The organism is Vibrio sp. VP6 (assembly GCF_028823755.1).
Lineage (GTDB): Bacteria > Pseudomonadota > Gammaproteobacteria > Enterobacterales > Vibrionaceae > Vibrio > Vibrio parahaemolyticus.
In genome coordinates this window covers 1-24,929 of record NZ_JAPEID010000054.1, presented here as the reverse complement: position 1 = coordinate 24,929, position 24,929 = coordinate 1, and the positions used below count along the sequence as shown (strand labels likewise).

Annotated in this window: 14 protein-coding genes; 8 read left to right on the top strand and 6 right to left on the bottom strand. The window is 38.2% G+C overall.

Going from position 1 to position 24,929, the window contains the following annotated elements:
• Positions 1-314: 314 nt before the first annotated feature.
• The 3 genes from rdrA (at position 315) to OU793_RS22185 (ending at position 5,608) form a co-directional block, all read left to right on the top strand.
• Positions 315-2,966, top strand: a complete 2,652-nt coding sequence (gene rdrA, locus OU793_RS22195; protein ID WP_159404153.1) for an antiviral RADAR system adenosine triphosphatase RdrA — start codon at positions 315-317, stop codon at positions 2,964-2,966.
• A gap of 3 nt (positions 2,967-2,969) precedes the next feature.
• A complete protein-coding gene (locus OU793_RS22190; RefSeq protein WP_159404152.1) occupies positions 2,970-3,602 on the top strand; it encodes a hypothetical protein in 633 nt (210 codons plus the stop codon).
• A 185-nt stretch (positions 3,603-3,787) separates the two neighbouring features.
• A complete protein-coding gene (locus tag OU793_RS22185) occupies positions 3,788-5,608 on the top strand; it encodes a hypothetical protein (protein ID WP_159404151.1) in 1,821 nt (606 codons plus the stop codon).
• A gap of 199 nt (positions 5,609-5,807) precedes the next feature.
• On the opposite strand, the gene OU793_RS22180 is transcribed toward OU793_RS22185, so the two are convergent.
• From OU793_RS22180 to OU793_RS22170, 3 genes are read right to left on the bottom strand one after another with little or no spacing between them, the layout of a single operon-like run.
• Entirely contained in the window at positions 5,808-6,707 is a 900-nt protein-coding gene (locus OU793_RS22180) for a phosphoadenosine phosphosulfate reductase family protein (protein WP_025586933.1), read from the bottom strand.
• A 15-nt stretch (positions 6,708-6,722) separates the two neighbouring features.
• Positions 6,723-10,085 carry a hypothetical protein gene (locus tag OU793_RS22175; RefSeq protein ID WP_140104074.1) on the bottom strand — a complete coding sequence of 1,121 codons (3,363 nt, stop codon included), beginning with the start codon at positions 10,083-10,085 and terminating at the stop codon, positions 6,723-6,725.
• Positions 10,082-11,053 (bottom strand): DUF4007 family protein, encoded by a 972-nt coding sequence (locus OU793_RS22170; protein WP_159404150.1) that lies wholly within the window; start codon positions 11,051-11,053, stop codon positions 10,082-10,084. Before OU793_RS22170 ends, OU793_RS22175 begins: the two co-directional genes overlap by 4 nt.
• A 412-nt stretch (positions 11,054-11,465) precedes the next feature.
• Here OU793_RS22170 and OU793_RS22165 point away from each other — a divergent pair, with 412 nt between their 5' ends.
• Genes OU793_RS22165 through OU793_RS22150 form a run of 4 tightly spaced genes read left to right on the top strand, consistent with a single transcriptional unit; the run spans position 11,466 to position 21,129 of the window.
• The gene (locus tag OU793_RS22165; RefSeq protein WP_159404149.1) at positions 11,466-13,247 is read left to right on the top strand and encodes a hypothetical protein; all 1,782 of its coding nucleotides are present in this window, start codon (positions 11,466-11,468) and stop codon (positions 13,245-13,247) included.
• Position 13,248: 1 nt separating this feature from the next.
• Positions 13,249-14,754 (top strand): hypothetical protein, encoded by a 1,506-nt coding sequence (locus OU793_RS22160; protein ID WP_159404148.1) that lies wholly within the window; start codon positions 13,249-13,251, stop codon positions 14,752-14,754.
• A complete protein-coding gene (locus OU793_RS22155) occupies positions 14,751-20,084 on the top strand; it encodes an FtsK/SpoIIIE domain-containing protein (protein WP_159408092.1) in 5,334 nt (1,777 codons plus the stop codon). The genes OU793_RS22160 and OU793_RS22155 overlap by 4 nt, the downstream gene beginning before the upstream one ends.
• Positions 20,077-21,129: a cysteine desulfurase family protein gene (locus OU793_RS22150; RefSeq protein WP_140104064.1), complete on the top strand. Its 1,053-nt coding sequence runs from the start codon at positions 20,077-20,079 to the stop codon at positions 21,127-21,129. Before OU793_RS22155 ends, OU793_RS22150 begins: the two co-directional genes overlap by 8 nt.
• Here OU793_RS22150 and OU793_RS22145 read toward each other — a convergent pair.
• The 3 genes from OU793_RS22145 to OU793_RS22135 form a co-directional block, all read right to left on the bottom strand.
• Positions 21,119-23,137, bottom strand: a complete 2,019-nt coding sequence (locus OU793_RS22145) for a DNA phosphorothioation-associated putative methyltransferase (RefSeq protein ID WP_140104063.1) — start codon at positions 23,135-23,137, stop codon at positions 21,119-21,121. The two genes, OU793_RS22150 and OU793_RS22145, sit on opposite strands and share 11 nt — an antisense overlap.
• Positions 23,138-23,176: 39 nt before the next feature.
• Entirely contained in the window at positions 23,177-23,563 is a 387-nt protein-coding gene (locus tag OU793_RS22140; protein WP_236578130.1) for a hypothetical protein, read from the bottom strand.
• A 346-nt stretch (positions 23,564-23,909) separates the two neighbouring features.
• Entirely contained in the window at positions 23,910-24,608 is a 699-nt protein-coding gene (locus tag OU793_RS22135) for a hypothetical protein (protein WP_159404147.1), read from the bottom strand.
• A 225-nt stretch (positions 24,609-24,833) separates the two neighbouring features.
• Here OU793_RS22135 and OU793_RS22130 point away from each other — a divergent pair.
• Positions 24,834-24,929, top strand: a 96-nt coding sequence (locus OU793_RS22130; protein ID WP_274647839.1) for a transposase, incomplete at its 3' end; no start/stop codon positions are given.

Genomic DNA, 24,929 nt, shown 5'->3' with positions numbered 1-24,929 from the left:
CAGTCGCTCAACTTTAGGAGGTTTGGTTTCTCGTCTGAATTACGCAACAAAGCCGCGTGGAGCTTTAACCTTTCGAACGTGGTTTTAGACATATTGCGGTTTTCGATTACTAGTTTTTGTCACCTGGTCAATGGATTATGCCGGAGTACTCGGTTTCCCCACAATGTGACTCCGCCTTTTAAGTACTTAGCTCGAATAATGACAGCTTATCGTTGATAATAATCTAACTCATTGAATTATAGCGTTTGGTCTATCCGTAGCCGTTATTTATATGACATAATACTATATAAACCATATTGCTTAATGAGGCTAAAATGACCCACGGCTTATTGAAGTTCCCTATTGATGGCGAAGAATCTGCGAATTTTGAAAAACTCGATAATCTCTTACCTCAAGAAACCTATGAGAGTTTAGTACGTTTGATTGAGGACTCTCTTGAAAAGATTGATAAAAAAAACTACCTTTCAGGCTCATATCGCTCTCATCATTCAATATTGGTCGATGGTAAACGAGGAACGGGTAAAACATCTATATTGGTCAATTTGGGGGTTTATCTCGAAGAAAACTCAGAAGCTCTTGCAAGAGATACACTAGTTTTAAAACCGATTGATCCTACTTTATTGGAAGATGGTGATTCTTTATTTCTCACAATTATTGTAGCGTCGGTTCTCTCAGATAAAGATGTCATTGAAAGTCAGAAGCGTTACCCTGATAAAATGGTTGTACTGAATAACGCTTTAGATAGGTTAGCGACGGCTTTAGAGTCTGCTGAACCGGATTTAACAGCAAAAGGTATGAGAAAAATTCGGAACATGTACGATCACTCTAGTCTAGAAAGCTGTGTACATGAATTTTTTTCTGCTGTATTAAGTCTTGTTGATAAGAAATTACTGGTATTACCGATTGATGACGTCGACACTTCTTTAAATAGAGCTTTCGAAAATTTGGAGATTATCCGCCGTTATTTAACATCTCCTTTAGTACTACCAATTGTTGGAGGTGATTTAAATCTCTACCAAGAAGTGATCTGGAGAGATTTTCATCATCGTCTTACTAAAGACTCTGATTTCAACACGGATCAAGCCTTTGAAAGAGCTGTAGAACTGGCAAATGAATACCAGAGAAAAGTAATGCCAGTTTCTCGACGCTTAACAATGCCCGATGTTAGCTATTACTTAAATAATAAAAATATTTTGCTGATAAAGCAGAAAGAAATATATATGTCTTTAGCTAACTTTTATGCTTGGTTACAAATTTTCCTTGAAGGCCCTGTAAATGGGTTAGAGAACAGTAACCTTCCAATTCCAATCAAAAGTATTCGAGCATTAACCCAGTTACTTAGCAAATGTCAAAATGTAATTCCTGAATTACCTACAGGCATTACTGACGCAAAAAGTTCAATGGACGCTAAACGTTATTGGCAGATGCCGCAAGTTCCGCCCACTTTGATAGAAAAATTTTACAGTGGGTATTATGCACAAAGTCGAGAAGCTAACGAAAAAAGAAGATATGCACCAGTATTTATAGATTTTGCAAGAAATTATCAATCAGATACTGTTCCTAGTATTGCTCCAGAGAGCGTTAAAGACTGGGAGAAAACGATTGAAAGTCACTTTATGCATGAAGAAGATGCAGGCGAATTGATGCTAGTGTTAAGAGCTATGAACGATTGGCATAATATTAAGACTGCTGATAGTGTTTTTGATACGCCATTATTTCAACCTCTTAAACAAGGGGATTTTAATTGGTTGAAGTTTAAACACACCTCAAACCTTGATGAATGGCAAGCTGCTTTAGACGGAAACCTTCCATCTGCCTGGTTGGAAAAACATAAAGGAATACAAACTATTCTGCCTTACCCAGTTCCACAGGTTGGAGTACAGACAAGTACAAAGTGGCAACAAGAACAAAGTTATGAAGAACAAAAAGATACATTGCTTACATTACTCACAAACTACAACTTTTACTCTAAGTCACAGCAAAGCCAGATGCTAAATAGTGGTCGTATTTTTGAAATAATTATTCATAGTCTTATCGCTCCAGTAAATGAACTCACACTACAAAACGTAGCGAATAGGGCACCGTTTTATGCGACGAATGATCTTGCGCCAACAAAAGCTTTAACTCTAGGACAAGAAAGTAAAGATGAATTAGAAAACAATGATACATTCAATGCTGATGAGAATTTGATAGGCTTATCAGAGTTGGCTGATGACATTACAAAGTGGCGTGAACGTCATAATATAGATGAACTGAGAGTTTCTCCTTGGTTAGTATATAAAGTATTCAATAAATTATTCACTCAACTTAATTTTACCAAAGAAACGTTTGAGAAAAAGAGAGAAAGCGATTATCAGCTAATTTCTTTGGATTTGATTAATTTTACTTTTAATACTACGTGGGCTGCATTCGCAAGTTTCGAAAAAGGTCCTCTTTTTGGCTTACCGGTTGATGTCGCTACTACAAATATAGGGACTGAAAGCTCTGCAACTTTTGAGTCTAATCAACATTACACAAAGAATATTTCTCCATTCACACCGAGATTAAAACCTCTTCTCAATTTGGTAGATAAAAACGAAGGGTCAGCAGAAGCTCGAGCCCGTAAATTTTTTGGACAAGCAACAAACACCGTTACTCATGTACTAGCAGATCACCCAATTCGTTTATGGATTGCAGAAATCCTGGGCAAACTAGAGCAAGGTAAACCGGTAGAGTCGCGAATTGAAAACAATGATAATCAAGAAGAGTTACCCCCTAAATATACTACGTTTTTGAAGCAAAACCATGGGTTAGTATTGCCTGCTGGGTTGAATGTTGACAAATACGTTAAAGCTATATTATCCGAAGATGAAGGTATTGATACATGGACTAGAGTTTTCAATGACACTCCTGAGAAATATCACAAGTCATCAAATTATAAGACTTTGAGTTCTGCTATTGAAAAGATTAAAAAAGGTAGTGAGTAAAAGGTGTTAGAACGTACTTTAATTGAGCACGCTTTGGGAGCTTTGTACTCAGACCAACATCTTGCAGATTTTTCATGGCGGTACTTGAATTCTCCTGACACAAATGCGAAAGAAGAACATCGTCTCGTTAAAGAGTTCTTGAATCTGCATGTCCGTACTATTGATAATCGGAACCCTGGGCGTTATCGACTCAATGAGCTCCACTCTATTGTCGGTATTAGAGATGAAATGCCTTGGAATACCGAGGAACTGCCTTGGTTAGATAGCATTTTTGAGCAATTGATGATTCGTAATGGAGATTATGTTCATTACAAAGATTTGAAGGTACAAACCTATACTCGGTTGGCTGCTCAGTTAGACCCTAGGCTATTGGTGGCTTGGCACTTAAGTGGTTCTTTCGATAAAGAGAGTTTAAAAGAAACAGATGTAGAGAGAATTATACGATCTCAGTCTTCTTTTTTTGCTCCTCCTTCGTTATCAGATAAGCCCTTTGCTGATGGACACGTTCACTATGGTGGTGTCGGGGGGGGATCGAGCTACTTTCTACTTGTTTGCTTGAGCCAGAGAAAGAAGTTATTCAAAGTTATCTCAACCTTGATTCTCTCCCAATTTATGAATCTTCTCTTAGTAAGCTAAGGATTTTGTTTTATACATTAATACAAAAGATATGTGATGTTGTACTAGAGGGGTCTTCTAAAACGTTAGCTGAATGCCTGAAAAATAACATGAACCCTTTGTTGTGTGTTACTCCTGACTGGGGCCTCTTATGGAAGTCATGCGCTTTTAGTCGTCATATTTCTATGTACTCAGCGGGTTGGTTTATGGGTAAGTTTGCTCAAAGTATAAATGATACCGGGCGCATAGAATGGTTATGGTTCTTTATTGCGCTGTGTAAGCACTATCGCGCGACTAAAGATAAAAAAGACAGAGCTGCTATTTTGTGTTGGTTTCAAATCAGCAATTTCCTCCAAAGTGAAGTTATTATGAATGGTAATGGATTGAGTCGTTTCACCAATCATTATTTTCACCATCCAGTTAGGAAGAGCGAGAAAGCTGATTTGTCAAAGCTACCCGTTTTGTTTTCGGGGAAAAATGACTGCGCAGAGATTAAGATTGGTCCAGAAATGTTTGGCCCGAAATTTGTTTCTAATCTTGCTGTCCAGATGGCTGAATATCGTAGTATCAAAGTTAAACAGCCTCCGTATATATTCGGAGATAGCTACATTAGTCCCAATGATAATACTCAATATATAAAGGAATTGGAATGTTGGCACTTTTGTTGTCATTTTTCTCGTTCAAATAATTCAAGTTATCCAAAAGAGAAAAAAATAAGGCAAATTTGGGATAGTGCAGAAAACCTTCTGCAAGAGTTGAGTTCAGAAGATGGGTGGTCTACAAGTGAATTTTTAGGGGGGCGCAACAATGGAAATCTGCATTTTCAACCTAGCCGTTGGGTTCGAGGCCTAGATGTTGCGGGAGATGAAAACGCATTATCAATAGAATGGTTTGCTCCAATTCTTCGTTGGTTACGGAGAGGATTTTTACCGGGTTTGGATAATGACAAAGCTCACCTAGGGTTCCATTTAAGCGTACATGCAGGTGAAGATTATGCTCATCCTGCAACAGGGTTACGTAAGGTTGATGAAACAGTATCTTTTTGTGAGATGAGAGAAGGGGATAGACTAGGGCATGCTCTAGCTCTTGGGATTGAGCCTTTAGACTGGATGGACCGCCAAGGTCAGGTCCTGTTACCGTTGGATGAGCACTTAGATAACCTCGTTTGGCTCTGGCATCACGCAACTAAACTTAGTTCACAATTGTCTATTGCAATGACATGCTTACCGACGCTTGAACGAAGAATTGCCAAATTTAGTGTTAAATATAGCAAAATTCTATTTGGCTCAGGTCAATCTATTAATCCTGATGTTTTGTTTGAAGCTTGGAGTCTGAGGAAAAACTGTCGTTATACTCATCGTAAATATGGCAATGACGTTGCAAGAACCCTCAGAGAGAAGATTGCTGTTCCAGATGCAGAACTTCTTAATCAGAAAAAATTAGATAGGAAATGTGATGATCCTGTTGCATTGTACTTGCAGCGGCATAAATATATTGAAGATCATCTTTGGCAAAAAGAGAAAATGCCAATGGTGTTAATCACGAAACTTAACTCTAAATCTAGCAGTGATTCTATGTTTCGCTATAAAGAAGTTCTTTCTGATTGTGAGTCTAGTGATGATCTTTTGTTAATGGCGGCGATTCAAGACTATTTACTTACAGAGTATGATTCTCGAGGCATTATCATTGAAGCTAATCCTACATCCAATCTATATATCGCTAGATTACGAGAGTATCAGGAACACCCTATTTTTCGGTGGTGCGGTCCTGAAAGTGTATTGTTGAATGAAGGGAATAAATATAATCGCTTTGGCTTACGTCGTGGTCCTGTGAGGGTTATTGTTAATACTGATGACCCTGGCATTATGCCAACAACCTTACGCACTGAGTTTTCGCTATTACGGGAAGCTGCGATGGAACAAGGGATTGGAAGAAGTGAAGCCGAACGATGGCTAGAAGAACTTCGTTGTTATGGTGTTGAACAGTTCCAGAGAAATCACTTACCAGTATTTAGTTCTTTTGAGTAATTATTAGCCGGATGCTGTCATAGCTTTCGGCTAATAATTGTTAAAGTAATGGAGCAGTTACTTATTATTTTGTATCTCAGCACAATCAGATCAGGAAAAAGAGGTTTCAAGAGCAGAATCACAAGCTCGATCTCAACTAAGAAAATTGAAACCATCTCTATGAATCACACAATTAAATTTAATATAAATGCTGTTCGAACTATTTATAACAAGTCACGCAAGCACCGCCACCTTCTTCAAGGTCATACATCGCGTCCATGTCTAAAGTATCGATAAGCATACTTTCATCAACCATGGCATGCATACCTAAGCGGCGTTTGCGTTCACGTGCTTTTTTCTTCTCGAAACGTTGCTTAACCTTTTCGTGGTTTGCTTTGATCTCTGCAATACGTTCAGGGTTTTCTAGAGTCTCTAAAGGCTCATTAGGGCCCATCCAGAAGAAGGTTTCACCGTTAGCGCTGGTATCCGCTCGTTTCTCATAAGCTTTCGCTTCTTCAAACGCTTCCGGATGAATCTCTTTTAGGCGCACCCACTCTATTTTTCTTTGGAAAAAGCAGAATGTACAGCCAGAGCGAGAGCGCCAGTCATAGTATTTAGGTAGACCTAGGCCAGCGCTGTCGAGAATATCTAAAACACCCTGTTTCTTAATGCCATCTTCAGCAAACGGCATTTTAATCTTCAAGTATTTTTGGCTTTCGTTAGGGCGGTAACCGTCACGCCATGGCTCATCCGCTCGGATACCCACGTAAGATACAACTTCGTAGCCTTCATCAAGATAAGGTTTTATCCACTTTTCAAATGGCTCAAGCTTCATACGAATTGTGCACCAGCGCTGCTGCCCCGCAGGAAGAAAGTTATTGTGCTGTTCAAGCCAATAGTCGAAGCCTTTTTTGTCGTTAATGTGAGAAATTGGCTTACCGAGAACAATCTCAAGCTGTTCCAAATATTCGTAAACTTCAGGCAACTCTTTACCTGTATCGGTAAAGAAATAATCAATATCGATCTCAGGATAGTTACGTGCCATATAAATAGCTAAGGCTGCGCTGTCTTTGCCGCCTGATAAGCCAAGTACATGTTTTACTTTGCGTTCTTCACTCATGATTAATACCCATTTTTAACCTTGAGCTTCCAGTGCTTCTTTTAATAGTGTTTGGAGTACGTGAATACGTTCAAACTCATTCAGATTCAGCGCGTTTAGCGTCCGGCTCACGTCTTGTATTTTGATGTCTGAACTTGAACTGTCTGTCACACGAACTTCTTTCTTATAGGATTTTAGTTGGCCGTCATCGTCTTCTAAAACCAGAGAAACAAGCTTAGTTTTTGTTGCCTCCGGTTTTGCATCCGCTAGTGATTCACTTTGATGGCTCGATTTGACGATGCTTAAAAAGTCTTGTGAAAAATCACTGATTTTAGCGGAAGCTGTTAATAAAAGGCCTTCATTCCAGCTCTGCTTACCACGACCGATGACAATCTGAATCATGCTTTCTAGCCATTGCATTAGGCCATCTTCGCTCTTTCCTAACTCTCGAGCAAATGCTTTCAGGCGTAAGTCACCGGTTCTGTCTTCAACAAGCTTACACATTGAAGCAAGTTCTTTACCAGTTTCAGGGAAGATGATTTTAACTTTGTCTTTGATTTGGCGAAGCATTTGTTCATGTTTACCACGCAGAATTTTAAAGCAATTCTCTAATACATCTATTTGCTGTGAGTAACTCAGCTCATCTTCTGAGTTTAATAACTTCGGTAGGTCTTTAATTAACAGCGAGTGTGGATCGTTAGCTTGTAAGAACAGGTCACGAATCGCGATCACTTGCTTGTTGGCTGCCAAATCGTCTTCAATAAAGTTATGTGCGTTTTTTACCCAATGAGGCAAATTATGCATCGTCGTTACCAACGGTGTTGCAACAGCTAGCACGTTGTTCGCAACATCTCGGCTTGTTTCGGTCGCTGCAAATACAGACAGTTTTTGTAACCACTCTTGCTCAGATTGGTCGAGTACAATGTACTTCACTGCTAGCTCATGTTGTGAGCGAATTAGCTTATATACGTAATCCACATCTGGCTCTGCTATAAATGCATATTCGCCGCCAAGGTCTTTTTCATAAAAAGCAATGTCTTGTCCAAGCGTTTTCAAAAATGCTAGCAAGTATATTGGGATAACACCTTGAGTTAAACCAAAGGGAGCTTTGCTCCATAACTCAGCGACTTCTGATAACAGAAGAGTGTGTCCCGCTTTATTTTTCAGTAGATTATTTGCGGCCTCAAAAATACCCACAAACTCAGGGGTAAGATGATCCTTGTGCCAGTGCGACCCTTGCTCGAGTTCATGTGTATGAACAGCGGTGTTTTTAAGACAGCTGATATACATAGACATCTCTGGCGGAAAGCCTGTAATACCTAAGTTTTCTTCATCTTCGCGATCCAGCATTGCTTCAAGCAGCTTTTTCAATGCAGAAACGGCGGTACCCGATAACTTATTCCGGTTGACCAGCTCGTTCTTGATGACTGGTGTTTGATTGAAAATTCTACTTGCTGTTGTACTTACTATCTCACTGAGTGTTTCAGTCGTTGAGCTGATGCCACAATAAAACCAGGTTGCATTGTTAAAGCCTTCATCAATAGCATTGCTAAGTGCAATTTCTGCATTGATATAACGGCCTTGATACTCTTTTTGCGCGACATTGTCGTGCTGTAAAATTCGACCGATTTCTTTATCTGCTTTGATAAGCTCTAAGGCATACACTTCTTTTGCCAGGGCAATAATATCCTCAGAGTTGTTTGCATTTGCTAAAATCAGTGTTGAATTATTTTTGGTATATTCGCGTAAATCGGCTTGGTCTTGCGCTTCTAACAGCAATAGCATATTTGCAAACTCTTCTTTGCGATTTGCAACAATTTGAGTTTTTTGCTCTTGTTCGAAACGTTGTACTAGTGATTGTTCAGCCCAGCGAAGAGTACCGATTTTATGATAGTAACCTTTAGCGATGATCTGTTTAGAAAATTCAATATGATTGATAGCTTCGTCACTGCTACCTAGTTGCTCAATTTTCTCTTCTATCAAGCTTGGAATATCAAGGTCTGAACCTTCAAAAACAACCCAAGATGACAAGTGCTTACGATAGATGATGCAAGAGGCTTCTTTGAGTGTTGTTAAGTACTCATCAAGCTCTTTTTTATCATCAATATCGCTAGCAGCTAACAGCATGTCTTCTGTCGCTGATAGGTTCGCAGGTCGCCCAAACAAAGTAAGTAATGCAATTGATTTGAGTATTTCAATAGCTTTCTCGGGTACTTGCTTTTTTCTTGCTTGGCGAATGGATTCAGTCGCTGCCGCCCAAGCGTGACCATCTGGAGAACCTAAAATTGCATGCTCTAAGTTTGTTTCCAGGTAATTCCACAAATTTTCCAACGTATAACGCGCATTCTTGTTTGCATTTTGCTTGAGGAACATTTGAAAGCTGTGTTGCTCATGCGAGTTTAAGAAACTGAATGTGCTGCGTTCATTTTGGCTAAAACGACGCTTTGAAATAGGGCCCAGCAGTAGTGTGGTTAATGGGTGTAGAGGTACGCTTTGCTCTAAACGTTGTTTGAGCTGTTTCTTTCTCTCAGATTTACCAGTAAGTGCGTTGAGTACTTTACTCACATGCTCATCTTCACGGTTATCTACTGATTCAATGTTCACGATAGATTTAGCAATCAGCGCGACTGTTTCATCGGTCGATACGTTATAGAGAATATCGTTGTAACGGCCTTGAATTTTGCCCCACTCTTCCTGGAGTTTTGTGCCTCTGTCTTTTGCATATTCGCCAAAAGCTTGGTGGAGTAAACCAAGGAAAATAACGGGTGTTTTTATGCGACCTAATACTTCCGCTAAGTCTTGGAAAAGGTGCAGTTCACCACGGTTTTTATTAATAAACTCAAGGCTCTTACCCATTTCATCAGCAAGTAGCAATACACCGTCGACCAGGTCACTAACTTCTTTGAAAAGCTTTTCCCAAATATCAATTAATGTAGACTCAGTTTTGATCTCTACTTTGGCGTACTTTTTATAAACTTTCGTGGTATTCGGATGTGACTGTAGTGCTTCTAACGTCGCGTTCCAGAATGTATCAACAGGATTGTTGACACCACCCACTGAGCGTATTTGTAACCACCCAGAAGAGTAAGGAATGCTTTCTTCTAATAAGTCTTTTGACTCTTGATTGATGGTGTCTAGTGCTGCATGGCGCATATCATTGTCATGATGTAGCAAACCCGTGAGCAATAATGCAATGGTTGATTTACCAGAGCCATATGGTCCCGTTAATGTGTAAGCTCTTAGGCCAACTTGAGAATATTGTCTGAACAAAGTCTCTAACGCAGACTGGGCGGTACCGTGATAGACCAATCCTTTGAAAAAGTCTGAGTTAAGGTCACTATCAATGCGTGTTGAGCGCTGTTGGCGTGTAGCTATAGAGTATTGGTTTATCAGTGTCACTTTTGTTCTCCCTGGTAGTACTTCTGCAAAAACATACCAGGATCTACAGCTTGTAAATCATCGTAGTTATGTTGAATTTGTCGTAAGCCTTGAGTATCAGTCCAAGCAATTTTGCCTTCACTTAATACTTCTAGTTCATCGAGCTGTTCAGTTAAGCCATTGGCTGTCAGGCGGAATACTCTACCTGGAGAACCGACCTCATCTAGCAACGTATCAAATGATAACGTATTGTTATTGTTTATTTTTTCTCCATTTCTATCGAGCTGCAATCTCGCCATATAGTCAATAACCGCATAAGCAAACACTTCTACAGGTAAGGACTTTTGCGTTTTCAATTCAGAACGATAATCTTTTGCAGAGTCATGATAAATGAGCCCCAACTCAGTAAACGGAGAGGTAAAAGTATCTTCGTTTACTTTCGATGCTGATGCTGATGCTGTCTTCACTGCATACATTTGAAATAGACAGTCAATGTCTTTTTTTAGTGTTGCTTCCGTGAGCTCTTTTTCATGATTAGCTAAAGACATCATAATCTGTTTTGAGAGCTTAACTTTATCGATGCGTACACCGTTAAAGTAGTTAAAGAACCAACGAGCAGTGTTGAGTTCAGCATTTTGAGAATTAATCGATTGAGTCAGCCAGTGAAGTAGCCAAACCGTACCAACTTTATCCAAATACTCATCGTAAGCATCATCGCCAACGAATAGCTTTTTAGCTAAATCCGTCAGTTCGTATTGCTGAGTTTTTTTATCAGTACAGGTAACCAGATTGAGCGTTCTGATCCAGTGCCTTACCGACAGCACCATATTTTTACCCATCCCCATAGAGATCATCTGATCTTCGATGTTTTCTTTGCTTGATAGGGAATGACCTTTGATAACTTCTTGAATTATTTTGTAAATCCAACCGTATCGAATAGGGAAAGTTTGATGCCCTGAAAATTTCAGGTTACTCGACTCAATGCTCAATGTGCTTACCTTGTTTGCTGAATTGGAGATTTTATCCAAACACACATTCTACGCATTATTGCAAGAAGGTCTAGTTAAACACTAATCTTGAGTAGATTTAGTTAATAGAGTAGCATCATGCTAGTATGGTTATTTTTGTTAATAAACAATTAGTTATTGGGTTATGAGTGGTTAGTTGTGCATCTTGTGGTATAAGCAATTGTTATCATCGTTGAAAAGGGATGATAGTATAGCCTATGTACACTCTATAAAATAGCTAGCAACCGTCGATAGATGCTATATAGCGAGTTTTCTAAAGTGTAGAAAATTCAACTGTATGACTTTTAGCATGTTTTAGTTAAACCCGAGTGAGTTGAAATGTGCTTTTTATCAGTAGTATGACTTAACGGTTACTTTTTAATAGGTGGGATTCATGGCGTGGAACAACAATCAATGGGTAAAGTTTCTTGAAGGATATTGCAAAGGGAAGAATCAGATACAGGATGAGTATGTAAGAAAGGTTGCGTATAGATTAGGTACAGCACCATTAGATATAAAGTTTCCATGGCAGCTAGAAATATTATCTAAGTTTGAATCAAAAGAAAATCATAAGTTAATCATATTGACTGGAACCGCCGGTGATGGAAAAACAAAGCTTTGTAGGGATATCGTTGAAGCTTTAGATGGTGATGAGTTTGATGAAAGTGCATGGAATGAGAACAGTTACTTTAGTACTGAAGAGCGCACTGTTGTAAAGGATTTTTCTGAACTTAAAAACGAAAAAACTCGCGTGATCCAAGAATTAATTACTATTCTTGATAGTCAGGTCGTACCTAAGCCTATTCTAATAGCCGTTAATGACGGTATCCTTGTCGAAGAAATTGAAAATTTTATTAATTCTACGTTAGTTGATGCCGAGAAGGTAAGTGCTAGGAAGTTAAAAGAAATTATTGAGGATAAAATTAACTTAGGTTTTAGCCAGTGTGAAGGGCAGGAAGTTATTAATCTTATAAATCTTTCTAAACTAAATGCAAAGGATAATATCTCACTAATTTTCAATGCTATACTAAATAATCCTGGATGGGAACAATGTGACGGTTGCGAAGGGAAGACAGAAAAAAAATGCGCTATATTTAATAAGTTTCAACTGCTCAAAAATACCCCCCATATCACTGAAAATTTAAGCCACATCATTCTTCTTCTCCAGTTAAACAATGAACATTTTACTATTCGTGAACTACTAAACCTTGCTACTAATACACTATTAGCTTCGATTCCAAAGCCAAAGGCATTGCGTATTACAGAAAGTGAGTTATCAGCTAGTACTTTAAACTGCAGTGTCATGTCTAAGATTGGTCATCCTGAAGAATTCAACTCTGAATCAACTATTGAGGTAGGTTTCTGGGGGATGAACTTAGGTGCACATAAAATGCATTATAATCGTCCATTTTCTGAGCTGAATAAACTTGGTTTTGGAGAGCTATCTACAAACTATTGGGATACTCTGCTAAAAAATAAAGATAAGAGAAACTTTTCAATTCCTCTTGATAGTAATCATAGCCTTTTTGAAGGTAAACAGATTTCCGGTACTGATAGTAATAATGAACTCTGGGATGCGATTATTCGTCGTTCAAGAATTCAGTTATATTGTTATCAGAATAATGATAGTAATGCATATCATCTTCAGCGTTACTCTAATTTTCGTTCCTATCTAGAATCAGTATATAACGCTTTAAATAGTGATTCTAAAGCGGATGATGTAAAAACTATATCTATGATAATTTTGTCATTGAATCGGGCTTTTCATGGTAGATATATTTCTGAATTTTCTGGTCAAGATCGTCTTTTTGTCCCAGAAAAAGGGCAAGGTTCAATTACACCTATATCAATATTTCATGGTGAGGATATTCGGGAGCGAGATATCTTTATTGAAAAGATAGAAAACGATATGTCTTTATCAGGAGCTCGTGTTGAACCCGTACTTATTCTATATATAGATCATGATAAAAAAGTTAAGGTATCCCTGACTGTTGAGCTATTTGAATACCTCTCCCAAGTATCTAGAGGTGCTCCACCAAACACCACAGATCCGAGGTTATATAAGAAACTTCTTATTCTGCGTTCAAAAATATCCACTTTAATTCGAGAGAATAGAAGAACGGAAATGTATTCAATACATAATGGTGATTTTAAACAGGTAATACTCGAGGTCTAAAATGGATAGTATTAATTCGAATTTTACTAATCTTAAACAAAAATATGATATAAAAAGAATACCTTATGTAGAGCACATTTGGGGCCATAGGTTCAGATTAGAACAAACTCCGATGTTATTACTTTTTGAATTGTTGTGTGTGATAGAGAATCAATATCAAGCGAAGAAACAAAATTTAATTGATGATATTTTTTCACCTCTGAATGATAAGTTATATTTTAAGCATAGAAGAAATTTTAAGTTAAGAGTACTTCTCTATCAAAATGAAATTCTTGAAAATATTTATCGTTCCAAAGTTTCTGATTCAGAAAAATGGGATAGACAATTTGAGTTTTTAACAAATCGTAATGAAGATAATTTTGTTTTTACAAATAAAGATATAGAGCATATTAGAAGTAATTATAAAACGTTTGATAGTTTTTATTATTCTTTAAAAATCCTGAGATCTTTAACTTTCGATGCTTTAGCAAAGAAACGTTGGACTTCAAAATTTATATATCCTATTAGTAGTGAGTATATTTGGTGTGATGTTAACTATCAAGATTGCTCGGAAGACCGACGTTTTTTTGCAAGAGGTGGAGAAATTGTCTACTTGATGTTGTGTAGAAGTTCAGAAGAGAATAGACAAGAGTTAGAAAACCTATTTACTGATTGGATGGAAACGAGTGGTGATTCTTATTCAAATTTAGCTAATTCGTTAGTTATACCAGAGGAAAGGATTCCTCTTGCAGAAGAAAAAAGAAGAAATTTAGCACATTTACCTCAGTATAGTATGCCTTGTTTTGATGTTTTTTCTGAGGATGTAATAAAAACACTAAATCTGAAACTTGAGCATTTAGATAAAGTAAAAATTCTTTCCGATATGATAGGGTATCATATCGGTAATTATATTTATTGTGTTGGAGAACAATACTCTAACTCTGAATTTGATGCTAATCATAAGTTACCAACATATATTGCAGAGGTTCTGACTAAGAATACTAACAGTATTCGTAAGTCATCTATTCAGAGTATATCAGCTCAAAGAAATAAAATTAAAAGGACTTTGTTAAATAAAATACCTAAAATATATAATTGGTATGATGAAGCTGAAGAAAGCAAAGAACGAGATGAAATATTAAAAATCTCAACAGATGAAGCAATAGATTATCTAAATCAGAATGTTGTTGGTTATCCTCATGTTTGTTTTAGACATATAGGATTTGTTTCTAAAAAAAACACACGAAGTTTTAGGTATGTTATTTCTGAAGATTTCTTGCATTCTCTGGTAATCACTATGTTGGGAGATGAAAAGAGAATGGAATTTAGGAAATTTATGAAATCTCTTTCTGAAAGGTATAACATTTTTATAGACCAAGCACCTCATCAGGATTCAGAAATTCTTCAAAGTGATCTAAATAGAAACGCAAAAAATTTGTCTGTCCTCCTGTATCAAATGGGAATGCTAAGACATCTCTCTGATGCTTGTAGTTATGTTGTTAATCCATACTTGGAGGATACTCTGTGAAGTCTTTGGCTCAATATTACTTTAAACTTATCGAAGCTGATTTTAATGATTGGTGTAATAACAGTGGTGATGGAGTCCCTGGTCGATTAATACTCCGAGAATTCGATCCTCAGATTATTGAAGCATTACTTGACGTTATTAATAACTCATCATTACCTATATCCTCTGTAGGAAGCAGTACTGGTTTTATAATCGCAGTTGAAGATCATGAACATTATCAAAACTTGCAAGTAGATAAGTACTCATTTGCTGACCTTACTCGAGAAAGAAACAGAATTGGTGATTTTTACTGTTTAATGTTTATAGCAGAAACCAAGCCAACACATGATCAAGTAACGAGAGTTGACCAGAGCGCAGTCTTTGAAGCAGGCGAAACACTTAAGTGGGTAGACATTGCCAAACATTTACATCCTAGCCCTTCTGGATTTTTAAACGAATATGTCATTGAATTATCTCGTTTTGTCAGTGAGCTAACAAACTCTAAGTGGCAGTCTCGACCTTTTATTAAAATTGATAAGATCGATAAATTTATAGAACACGTCATTTCTGACACTGTTCGTGATGGTTTATTCTGGGATGCAGTTGGTCGAAACTGTATCTACCTAGGGGGGATTAATCGGTTAGATGAGTTCCGTGCTTTGCAAAGCGCTGGCAAGAATTTTCGTAATATATTTAGAAAGTTAGTGTCTAATACCCTTTTGGTCGACCTAAATTTTTGGGGTGCTGTTGTTAAGTTTAAAGAAATCGATAAAGCCGATATTGATGAGAACTTAAATATAATTCGCCAAAATGAACCTGAGTACTCTGAGTTCTGTAACCGAATTGGAGAATATTTTACTTCATATTTTCAAAGTTCGGACGATGTTAAAGTATTAAAAAGAAGTATTCAGCAGGTTTACGATTCACATTATCCTTTTAGTTCTGTTTTGCAACAAAAGAAAGCTACCACGAAATTTAATCTTGGAGCAGAGACCCTTCAATTCTTTGCTGATAACGATATTCAAATATCTGAAGAGGAAGGAATACTACTAAATCGCCTCGACAATAAGCTAGATAAACCGGAAAAAAATGAATTAAGGACATTCTATTTTTCTTATGCTAGAGAGCTCGCAGATAACATTAAGTTAGAAAGGGCTTGGTTAAAAGAAGTTAGTAGTAGCAGAGTAACGGAGAGCAGTGACTTGCTGGAAGGATTGTTCTCTGTGCTTTCTAAGTCAGTGTTTATGACTGATATAGGCTCGGATAAAATACGCTTTACTCTTGCTAAGGACCGTTCTAAAAAAACGTTACAAAGAAAAAATAGAGATGCCATTGAATTTTTCTTCAATGAGTATAGAGACCTATCAGATTTTTGGTCTATTTTAGGTGATAATTTCGAAATTGATTATCCACAATCATTTTCAGAATCTGTCTTGCTTGACCCTAAAAACAAAGATCTAAAACGTGGGCGTACTGGCAAAGCAGCTAATGAGCTCTACTTTAGGGTTATACGCTATAGTGATGACCCTCGTTCGCCTTCAGAGTCATGGGACTTAAAATGGTCTTTTAACCCATTTGGATTTGAATCAGCCAAATTTGCAGATTTTCGAAAAATTCTAGATAGAAAAGGCTATTGCCATAAGCATACTCTATCTATTGACCCTCTCTTTATTAAGAATTCTGATTTCAGTGCCAATATTAGCAACTGTCAAACCTTTGTTTCTGTCAGCACTAATATGAGGAGAGGCGAAATTATCAGAAAGGCTGACAAAGAAGAAAAGAATATTAATGAGCTTCTCTCTAAGTTGTTAGAGCATCAACATATAACTCAAGATGCACATGATACGTTTGTAAAAAAATACACTGTTTTTATCGATAAATGGAAAGAGGCTATTCGTTTAACTCTTGATTATCCCTTACATGCTGACCTTGCAGAATTTGAATTATCATTTAATAATCTGCTGGATTTTTTAATCGATCGCACAGATATGGGGGAGAGTTATAGAGAACTCCTATACGAATTTATCACGGCACATACGATATTCGTCGCGGATTATGATGAATATGCCGTTTACCTACCATGGTCTCCTTATAGTCTTCTAATGACTGCTAAGAAGCATAAAATTTATAGGGATATTGCTCAATCATATAGAGAAGATAAGCTTCTTGTAGGTAATAAAGATGAAGGTGTTTTATCTAAGTTAATTTCTGAGTTAAATGAATCTTATGGAAAAAATTTGTTTCTTAGAAAAAGTGTAAGTTCTGAGAGCCTGGATTTAGTATGCACTCAGTCGCGGTTTGGTTATTTTGAGTATACTTCCCTTTCAAACTCTCAAAATGCTTTAAATGAAAAGGAAGTTCGTTCAGTTGTTCGAGCGACAGTAAGTAAATTTTTAGAGACATTTCCTAATGAACGTCATCATTTACAAGTTATGTGTAGCGGACTGAGCTCATATGAACATGTAACGACGGTTTATGATGAACTACTTCAGTTGTCAGAAGATCAAGAAGACCCAATATCTCTTTCCATTATTTTCACATGTAATGAACGTAACTTGTTAGATTCTATCTACCAAAGAATATGTGAGAGTTTTGATGCAAGTATTATTGATAGCAATATTAAAATTCGAGTTGTGAGTAGTTTGGATGAGATACAAGAAAACGATATCGATCTTCTATTAAGTTTCGACCCACTTTATACGACTAACGTGCTCTCTTTAAATGCACCCAATTATTTTGTTTCCTCAGATGATAGCGCTTTTTGGGAGTATTGCGCCTCACGAAAAATACCGTCTAACCCAATAACTAGGAAATCGTCTTTTTCTCTTAATAATCATATATTAGACGCTACTTCGTCTTCTTTTCATAAAGCTTTTATGAGTTCAACAGGTAAGGATTCAAATAAATCATTTTGTAGGGAAGTTGCCCAGACAAAACTTCAAAGTGAAATAACTAAAGGCTTATCTAAAACTAACTGGTTAGTGATATATGATTATCTGTTGTCTAAAGATAGCCTTAACCTCAGTGAAACAGATAGCTCTGGTCGACGTCGGATCTTGCGTTATGTTCAAGGCGAAGGTTTAAAACGTTCGCTCGCAATTATTACGGATAAAGAGACTCATTATATTACTGCCAATCTTGATAGTAGTATCCGTAATTGGCGCATAGTTCATCCAGACGACATTCCTTCAGTTGTAGATAAGGTATTTACACTTTCTAACTCGTTTAGTAGTGATGTACTTCTCCGGTCTGTGGGTAATGGTAATTTTTCACATGATTTGATCGGTACTGCAGGATCTACGGTATTAATTCAAAATCTGCTTAAGCATCAGGATAAAATAGCTGAAGTATTCTGGGTGCACCTTGATGATTACATTGGTTGGTTTAAGTCTTCAATTGAGGATGATGCTTTAAAATCTATAGGCCGGACCCAAAACTATATTTCTGATTTGATGGGGATGTTCTTAAGCAAGAGTGATGATGGAGATATATCTATCAACATTATCATTTGTGAATCAAAACTTATGAATGGTTCGCAAGATCAAACTGTTAAGTCATGCAAGCAACTTAAGTCAACCTGCGAGTTAGTTAAGTCTATGCTTGAAACGTCTCAAGCTTTAGATTTTCGTTATTGGTTAAACAAATTTTTAGAGTTTGCCGTTGGAAACTTTAAGTTTTCACCAAATGCTTTTGATTTTGATGATTTACTAAATCTCGATAAGGAAAATATCCGTATAAATTTATATGGTTTATCAGTTCTATTTCACTATGGTAATGATTCAATACAATCAGATTTCTACAATATCTATGACTCTAACTATTTAAATCAGATTTCTCTTAGTTTCCAGGATACAAAGAAAGTGTTTAAACACATGCTGGATGTTTCTCCTGATATTGTTTTAGGTACAGATGTGAAACTTACCCCGCTGGAATTAAATCAGGTTCCACGGGAATCTATAGAGAATAAAAAAGCCGCTCCGGTAGAAATTCCACCCCTAGCTATAGAAGAGCTAGATCAACCGAAGGGCAAGGTGAGCTTGGTCGGAGAAACTCCTGAAGACGATGAATATCAGGGCGATAGTTCCATAGGCCAATTGGATAACCCTGGAAGTAATCCATTGGAATTTTCAGCGGCAACGCAACCCGTTGAAGGTAAGTCTGTTATAGACCTCGTAGATAAGTGTTTGGCTTACTTAGATAAGAATGTAGATATTCAGGAAGAAGACCCTATAGATATTGAAGGCGTGAGGTCTGGTGTTCGACGTATTCTTAGCCATTCAAACTTACCTTCCAATTTTTCTGACACTATCATTACTCCAAATTCAATAGTGATTAAATTAGTTGGCGATGTAAATCTTAATGCGAACAAGATAATTGGTATGAAAGGAACGTTTCTATCTGTGGTAGGACTGTCTTTACGACAGGTTTATCCCGAGCCAGGTGTAATGGTTTTGGTGTTTGATCGCGATCATCGTCAGAGTGTTCACTTTTCAGAGCTAATAAAGAGAACACTTTCAGAAAGAAATAAGACTCTTAGTAAAGGGTTCAACAATAAAATACTGCTTGGTCAAAATGAATTTGGAGAAAATTGCTGTTTCTTTAAACTAGATGGGGCTAGTCCTCATGCACTTATTGGTGGGCAAACTAAATCTGGTAAGTCGATATTGATGAATAATATGATTATTGACTTGCTAATGACGAATACTCCAGAAAGCTTACGATTGAGGCTATTTGACCCTAAACAAGTGGAGTTTGCTGCTTACTCTAAGTCCCAGCATCTAGCACATCCAGTTGTTTTAGATAAAGAAGAGGCTGTGGTTCGGCTTAATGAGCTCGAAAATTTGATGAATGAACGTTATGTCAAGCTTAGAGACCTGGGCTTGAAGGATATCGAAGCTTATAATTTACGTTACCCAGACGCTCGTATGTCTCGAGAGGTGGTGTTTTTTGATGAATTAGCTGACTGGATTCTTGATAATGAATTCAAACAAGATGCTAAAGATATCATTGTACGTCTGTCTTCTAAGGGGCGAGCCGCTGGTGTTCATTTAGTTCTTGCGACGCAGCGACCAAGTAATGATGTGGTTTTTCCTTTATTGAGGGCAAACCTTGATACAAAAGTGGCACTAAAAGTTGACCGCGATTTAAACTCTGAGATTATTCTTGGTGAATCTGGAGCAGAAAATTTACTTGGATATGGCCATGGTATAGTTAAAACTGAAGGTCAGACTATGAATATTCAAGTTGGTTTTACAGAGCCTGTCATATTTGATGAATTAGTAAATCTTGTTATTGGATATTGGCAGGATGAAGGTAAGTTAAGCGAGTTTTATAAAGCCAGTAATGATTAAATACTATGATTACGCGGCATCTACACCGGTTGTAGATGCTGTTTTAGATGCAATGCGGCCATGGCAAAGTGAAAGTTTTGCCAACCCTTCAGCGGCACATGCTGAGGCAGAAAAGGCTACTAAAGCAATTCAACAAGCAAGAGACGCCATTGCGGACAAGATCGGAGCGATGCCTAGTGAAATTATTTTTACTAGCGGTGCAAGTGAGTCGAATAACTTGGCGATTAAAGGCGTGGCTTTTAAGCACTTGGAAGATAAAGGTCACATCATCACCTCTTCTATTGAGCATAAATGTATCTTAAACACCTGCGGTTTTTTGGAAGATATCGGTTTCGAAGTCACTTATCTAGGGCCTGATCGTGACGGCATCATTTCTGCCGAGTCTGTTGCGAATGCAATTCAACCTAACACACTATTAATCTCTATCCATCATGTGAATAACGAGTTGGGTTGTGTGCAACCTATCGCCGACATAGGCGATGTTGCGTTTGATAACAACATTCCTTTCCATACCGACGCGGCACAAAGCTTCTGTAAATTGGATATCGATGTTGATGATATGAATATCGATATGTTGTCGCTATCTGGCCACAAAATCTATGGTCCTAAAGGTATTGGTGCTTTGTACGTTCGTGATGCTCGAGATGCTGATTTGGTTCCGTTGATCCATGGTGGTGGTCAGGAATTAGGAATACGCGGTGGTACTTCTCCTACTCCTTTAATTGTTGGTTTAGGAGCGGCTGTAGAGCATTTCCCTACAGAAATAAGCGCGCAGCAAGATGAATTTGAGAAAATCATTAGCAGCTATCAATACTCACGTAATGGCGGGAATAACCTTGTAACAACGACATGGAATATTACATTTAGAGATGACGATGAAGTAAAACGCTTTCTTAAGGAGCAGTCGTGGTTAATTTCACAGGGCTCGGCTTGTAATGCACTCTCAAATGTTGCATCGCATGTACTCTTAGCAATTGGTATGAGTGAAGAGTCGGCTCGTAGAACATATCGTATAAGTCTTCCACCATATCATGTCAAAGGTTAGCTAATCGGTATGAGGAGACCCTTTTACCCGCAACAGTAAGCTGTTCTTTAAACTGTTGTCTATGAATTATTACTTCTTCGTCGCTACTTACACCTAAAAGCTTTGATAGCCTTCTGTCAAAGCTTTTTTGTTTTTCGTAGTTTTTATCCGCAGTTGTAAGGAGCAGATGCTTGTTCAACAAGGGCGGCCTACGTTCTTCATCAACATAATCAAAGAAATCGATATCCTGCTCGGCCATTTTGATTTTTATGCGTTCAACTAAGAATGGGACTGATTTCTCGAAGTCATCATAAGCCGTTAAGGTGAGCTTCCCTGAAGTAATATGGATTTTGATAAGGTCAATTTCTTCATCAAGCTCTCCATACATTTGCAAGCCTGCGGTAACGTATACGCGAAGAAGTAACGGCAAATCGTCTATATAATCGCGATGAAAGATGAGCGAATGCCCTTCATTCATCAAACTAGCGGATAGCTGTGTATGCGCTTTTGCACATTGCTCATTTATCAGTTCGGTATCAGCGATGGAGAATAAAAGTTCTGTCGCGAGATTTATAGCGGTTTTGTAATCGTCGAATAGCGCTTTTATATCTCTCTTGAGGGATTCTGGCTGTTGTGTGTATGGCTTTCTTTTCTCAAAGAGCCCAACAGCAAAGTAAAGCAATAGGTCTTCTTTACGGCTCTTCTCAGCTTGCTCAAATTCTTTGGTATCAAACATCTCTTGCAGCAAACTGAATACTTTTTTGTGTGAGCCAATCAGTTCTCGGGCTTCGTCAGATTGCTCAAATTCATCATTGGCCGGTATACGACCTAGTTCCAAACATGTATTCCAGAAGGCGTTGAATAGTTCCTGATTTTGGGTAATCAACAGCTTGGCTTTGTCTTTAGATTCTACAGGCTCTGGAGAGGTAAGTTGTTGCCATTTATGATGGCGTTTGTACTTACTTTGCAGATATTGTTGTTCTTCTAGTTTGTCTTTGAAAACGTAAAAAATGCCGGGAGCAACGGTGATGGCATCTTCTTGCAAACTTCTTTCTATATAGGCTTTGATTTCAGACTGTGCGTAGTATTTTTGAAAGGTGTTGCGAGAGGTAATTACGCCGTCCTTATAGGGCTTAAATTGTGCGATATAGCTTTCATTTGCAAGCATTACTGACACAACCAGAAACTTCTCGGAAAGGTCCCACGCGCCAAGCAGTGCTTCTAATCGTTCGTCCTGATCTTCAATGACATTCAGTACAAAGCCTAAGTTGACTATGTCAGATGATACTCTGTCGTTGTCTGGCTGAAAATTAGGGTCCCAACCTAAAGCATCTAGGCCATGTGCTTCTAGCTCTCGTAAGTCATCGCCTCGGCCACAACCATAATCAAAAATGGAGTGGGAACCTTCTAGATAGCCATGTTTTACTAGTGTTTTCATCGGAGCAGAAAGCTCGTGCCTCACCAAGGCGGTTTTGTGTCGATCGATACCAGAATCTTCTAGCTGAATTACAGCAGAACTTCGAAACAACCGTCCGTCGACAAGCTCATAGCCATGACGCGTAATTAGGTTCTCCCATGAACGTTTAAAACCAATAAGGCGGCTGTTTTCATATAAGCCAGCGTTTTCGCCTTCTTGCGTGAGAGATTGGAAGTGCTCGTAATGTTCGCTCTCCGGCAAAATCATCGTTTCTTTGCGGTGCAAAATGGGCGGATTATCAGAATCCTCGTAACTTGTGATTTTGTGGCTCAGTTTTGAGAGGTCAACGTTCAAGCTTTGTTGAAGAGCAGGGTAGGAGTGAGTGTAGAAATCAGGGTAATGCAGTAATGATAAACGGAATTCTTTTCTAAACAGTTTCACTAGGTTCCAATTGTCTTCTTCTAAGCTTACAGCCTTTGCGACTGCGGGAATGAACCGTGCCATTACATTAGGCAAAGCAGAGAACGCGTCTCTATGAAGGTAAACTGCATCCGGTAGTTGTTTTCCTACTTTTATGTCCGACACAAGTTTTGCAAATAATTCTTCATTCATCCCTTACCCTCAATGTGCTCCCTATTATGTTTTTAAGCATTATAAGTCATTAAATAAATCTCGTGTGGCGGTTCCTTTTGCACTTTTTGTATTAACACGAAGCCCATCACTGCGAGTTTTACGGAGCAGTGCGTAATGCGAGTTATCAGGGCCAATACTGATGTGAATCGGCCTGTCTTTGCCATAAAAGTAGAGGCGATCGAACTCTAGGTGCTCACAGATATAGTGTGCTACTTCATCCATTCTCTCTTCAAAACCTTCGACATAAAAGTCACACGCAGCGCCATTACGTTTGCAAATTCGGTTTCCCTTACTGTTTAGCTCCATTGAAGCATGTTGATCGATGTCCGGGGCCATATCTCCAGGGCTGTTTTTAAGGATATAGCGAAGTAGAGGATGACCTGTGAAACCGTATGTAATTTGCACGGAGCCGAACCTTTCCTCAAGGGGAGTTAATATACTTTTTGTTAAGTATTGAAGCTGCTTAGTAGATTTTGAGTTTGCTAGGTTCTCACCTGAGAAATTTGGGTGACGATCTATATGCCAATTAAGTAATGATATTTCCAATTGATTTTCCATAGGGCGTATAAATCCAGGTCGCATATAAATTTAGGAGAGTAATAATGTCTCTGTTCACAAAAGTATCATCCTAGAGGCAACTCACTTTTGGACAAAAGCATTCCGCGTCCACATTCTGCTATCTTGAATCGCCTTATTTTTGAACAGCAATGAACAATTCAAGATAGAGTCAGCGCTCAGTCGAATGCTTTTCTTACTGACCTTCAAGATACTGTTTAAAAAATGCAGTTAACGGATGGTAACCAGCTGACACGTCAATAATATAAGCGATGGCAATATGCTCATTAGTTTTAATCCCAGTAGAGAACCCTTTGCTCTTAAAATCTCGATAGTTTGAGCTTGATATATAACGAGAATCTCTACCAACCTTAATGGCCACATTATCTAATTGCTGTACTCGGCTATCCATCTGGCTTTTATATTTTGGATGTAGACAGATGGTTAGTTTGGCGTCTTTGAGTCCGGTCACCCTACTGATGTACGCTATAACAGAGCCACCTGACGTTACGGCAAGCTCTTTCGACTGCCGTGACTTGATAGGGCTAGTGGTTAAACCTAGCTCAGACAATGACGCCCTCAATTGCTTTTCTACATCGTCGCGCATAAATCTATCATTTGGAGAACGTAGATCGCTCATTTGTTTAGCGCAGGTTGAAGTGCTCATGGTCTTTATACCTTCTGTAGGAATTAAATTAATTTGTTTGTACGGTTCTTCTTGGCTAAGTTTGGAAATCGAGTTACCTGTACATTCAAAGCGAGGTACTTTAACTCCAAGATCTGTTAGTTGCTGGAATAATGCCGCTTTCATCTCATCCAATGTATTGCTATTGCTATTGCTATTGCTATTGCTATTGGTTTGGTTAGACAGGTTTTGTTTGTCTTTTTTCCCCATGTAATACGCGATCCTCTCAGCGTTAGCGCCTGACGGATGGGGGATGCCAGTTAAGATCTGCTCGTGTCCAATGTGTCCCTGTTCGGCTAGATAACAAAGGAGCTCTGCCGTTCCTTTGCCAAGCGGAATATACAAGACATCAGAGGTGTAGTTGTAGTGGCATAGTGAATTTGGCCACCTGATTAGAGGTGTTAAGATACACTTCATAGAATGACAGGTGAAACTATGACTAAGCGAACCAGACGTACTTTCAGTGCGGAATTTAGACTCGAAGCAGCGCAACTTGTTCTCGACCAAAACTACACCGTTGTTGAAGCCGCA

Bases quoted from the DNA above. Each gene is read 5' to 3' on its own strand.
- rdrA (WP_159404153.1), top strand. From the start codon at position 315: ATGACCCACGGCTTATTGAAGTTCCCTATTGATGGCGAAGAATCTGCG.
- OU793_RS22185 (WP_159404151.1), top strand. From the start codon at position 3,788: ATGGGTAAGTTTGCTCAAAGTATAAATGATACCGGGCGCATAGAATGG.
- OU793_RS22180 (WP_025586933.1), bottom strand. From the start codon at position 6,707: ATGAGTGAAGAACGCAAAGTAAAACATGTACTTGGCTTATCAGGCGGC.
- OU793_RS22165 (WP_159404149.1), top strand. From the start codon at position 11,466: ATGGCGTGGAACAACAATCAATGGGTAAAGTTTCTTGAAGGATATTGC.
- OU793_RS22160 (WP_159404148.1), top strand. From the start codon at position 13,249: ATGGATAGTATTAATTCGAATTTTACTAATCTTAAACAAAAATATGAT.
- OU793_RS22150 (WP_140104064.1), top strand. From the start codon at position 20,077: ATGATTAAATACTATGATTACGCGGCATCTACACCGGTTGTAGATGCT.
- OU793_RS22145 (WP_140104063.1), bottom strand. From the start codon at position 23,137: ATGAATGAAGAATTATTTGCAAAACTTGTGTCGGACATAAAAGTAGGA.
- OU793_RS22135 (WP_159404147.1), bottom strand. From the start codon at position 24,608: ATGGGGAAAAAAGACAAACAAAACCTGTCTAACCAAACCAATAGCAAT.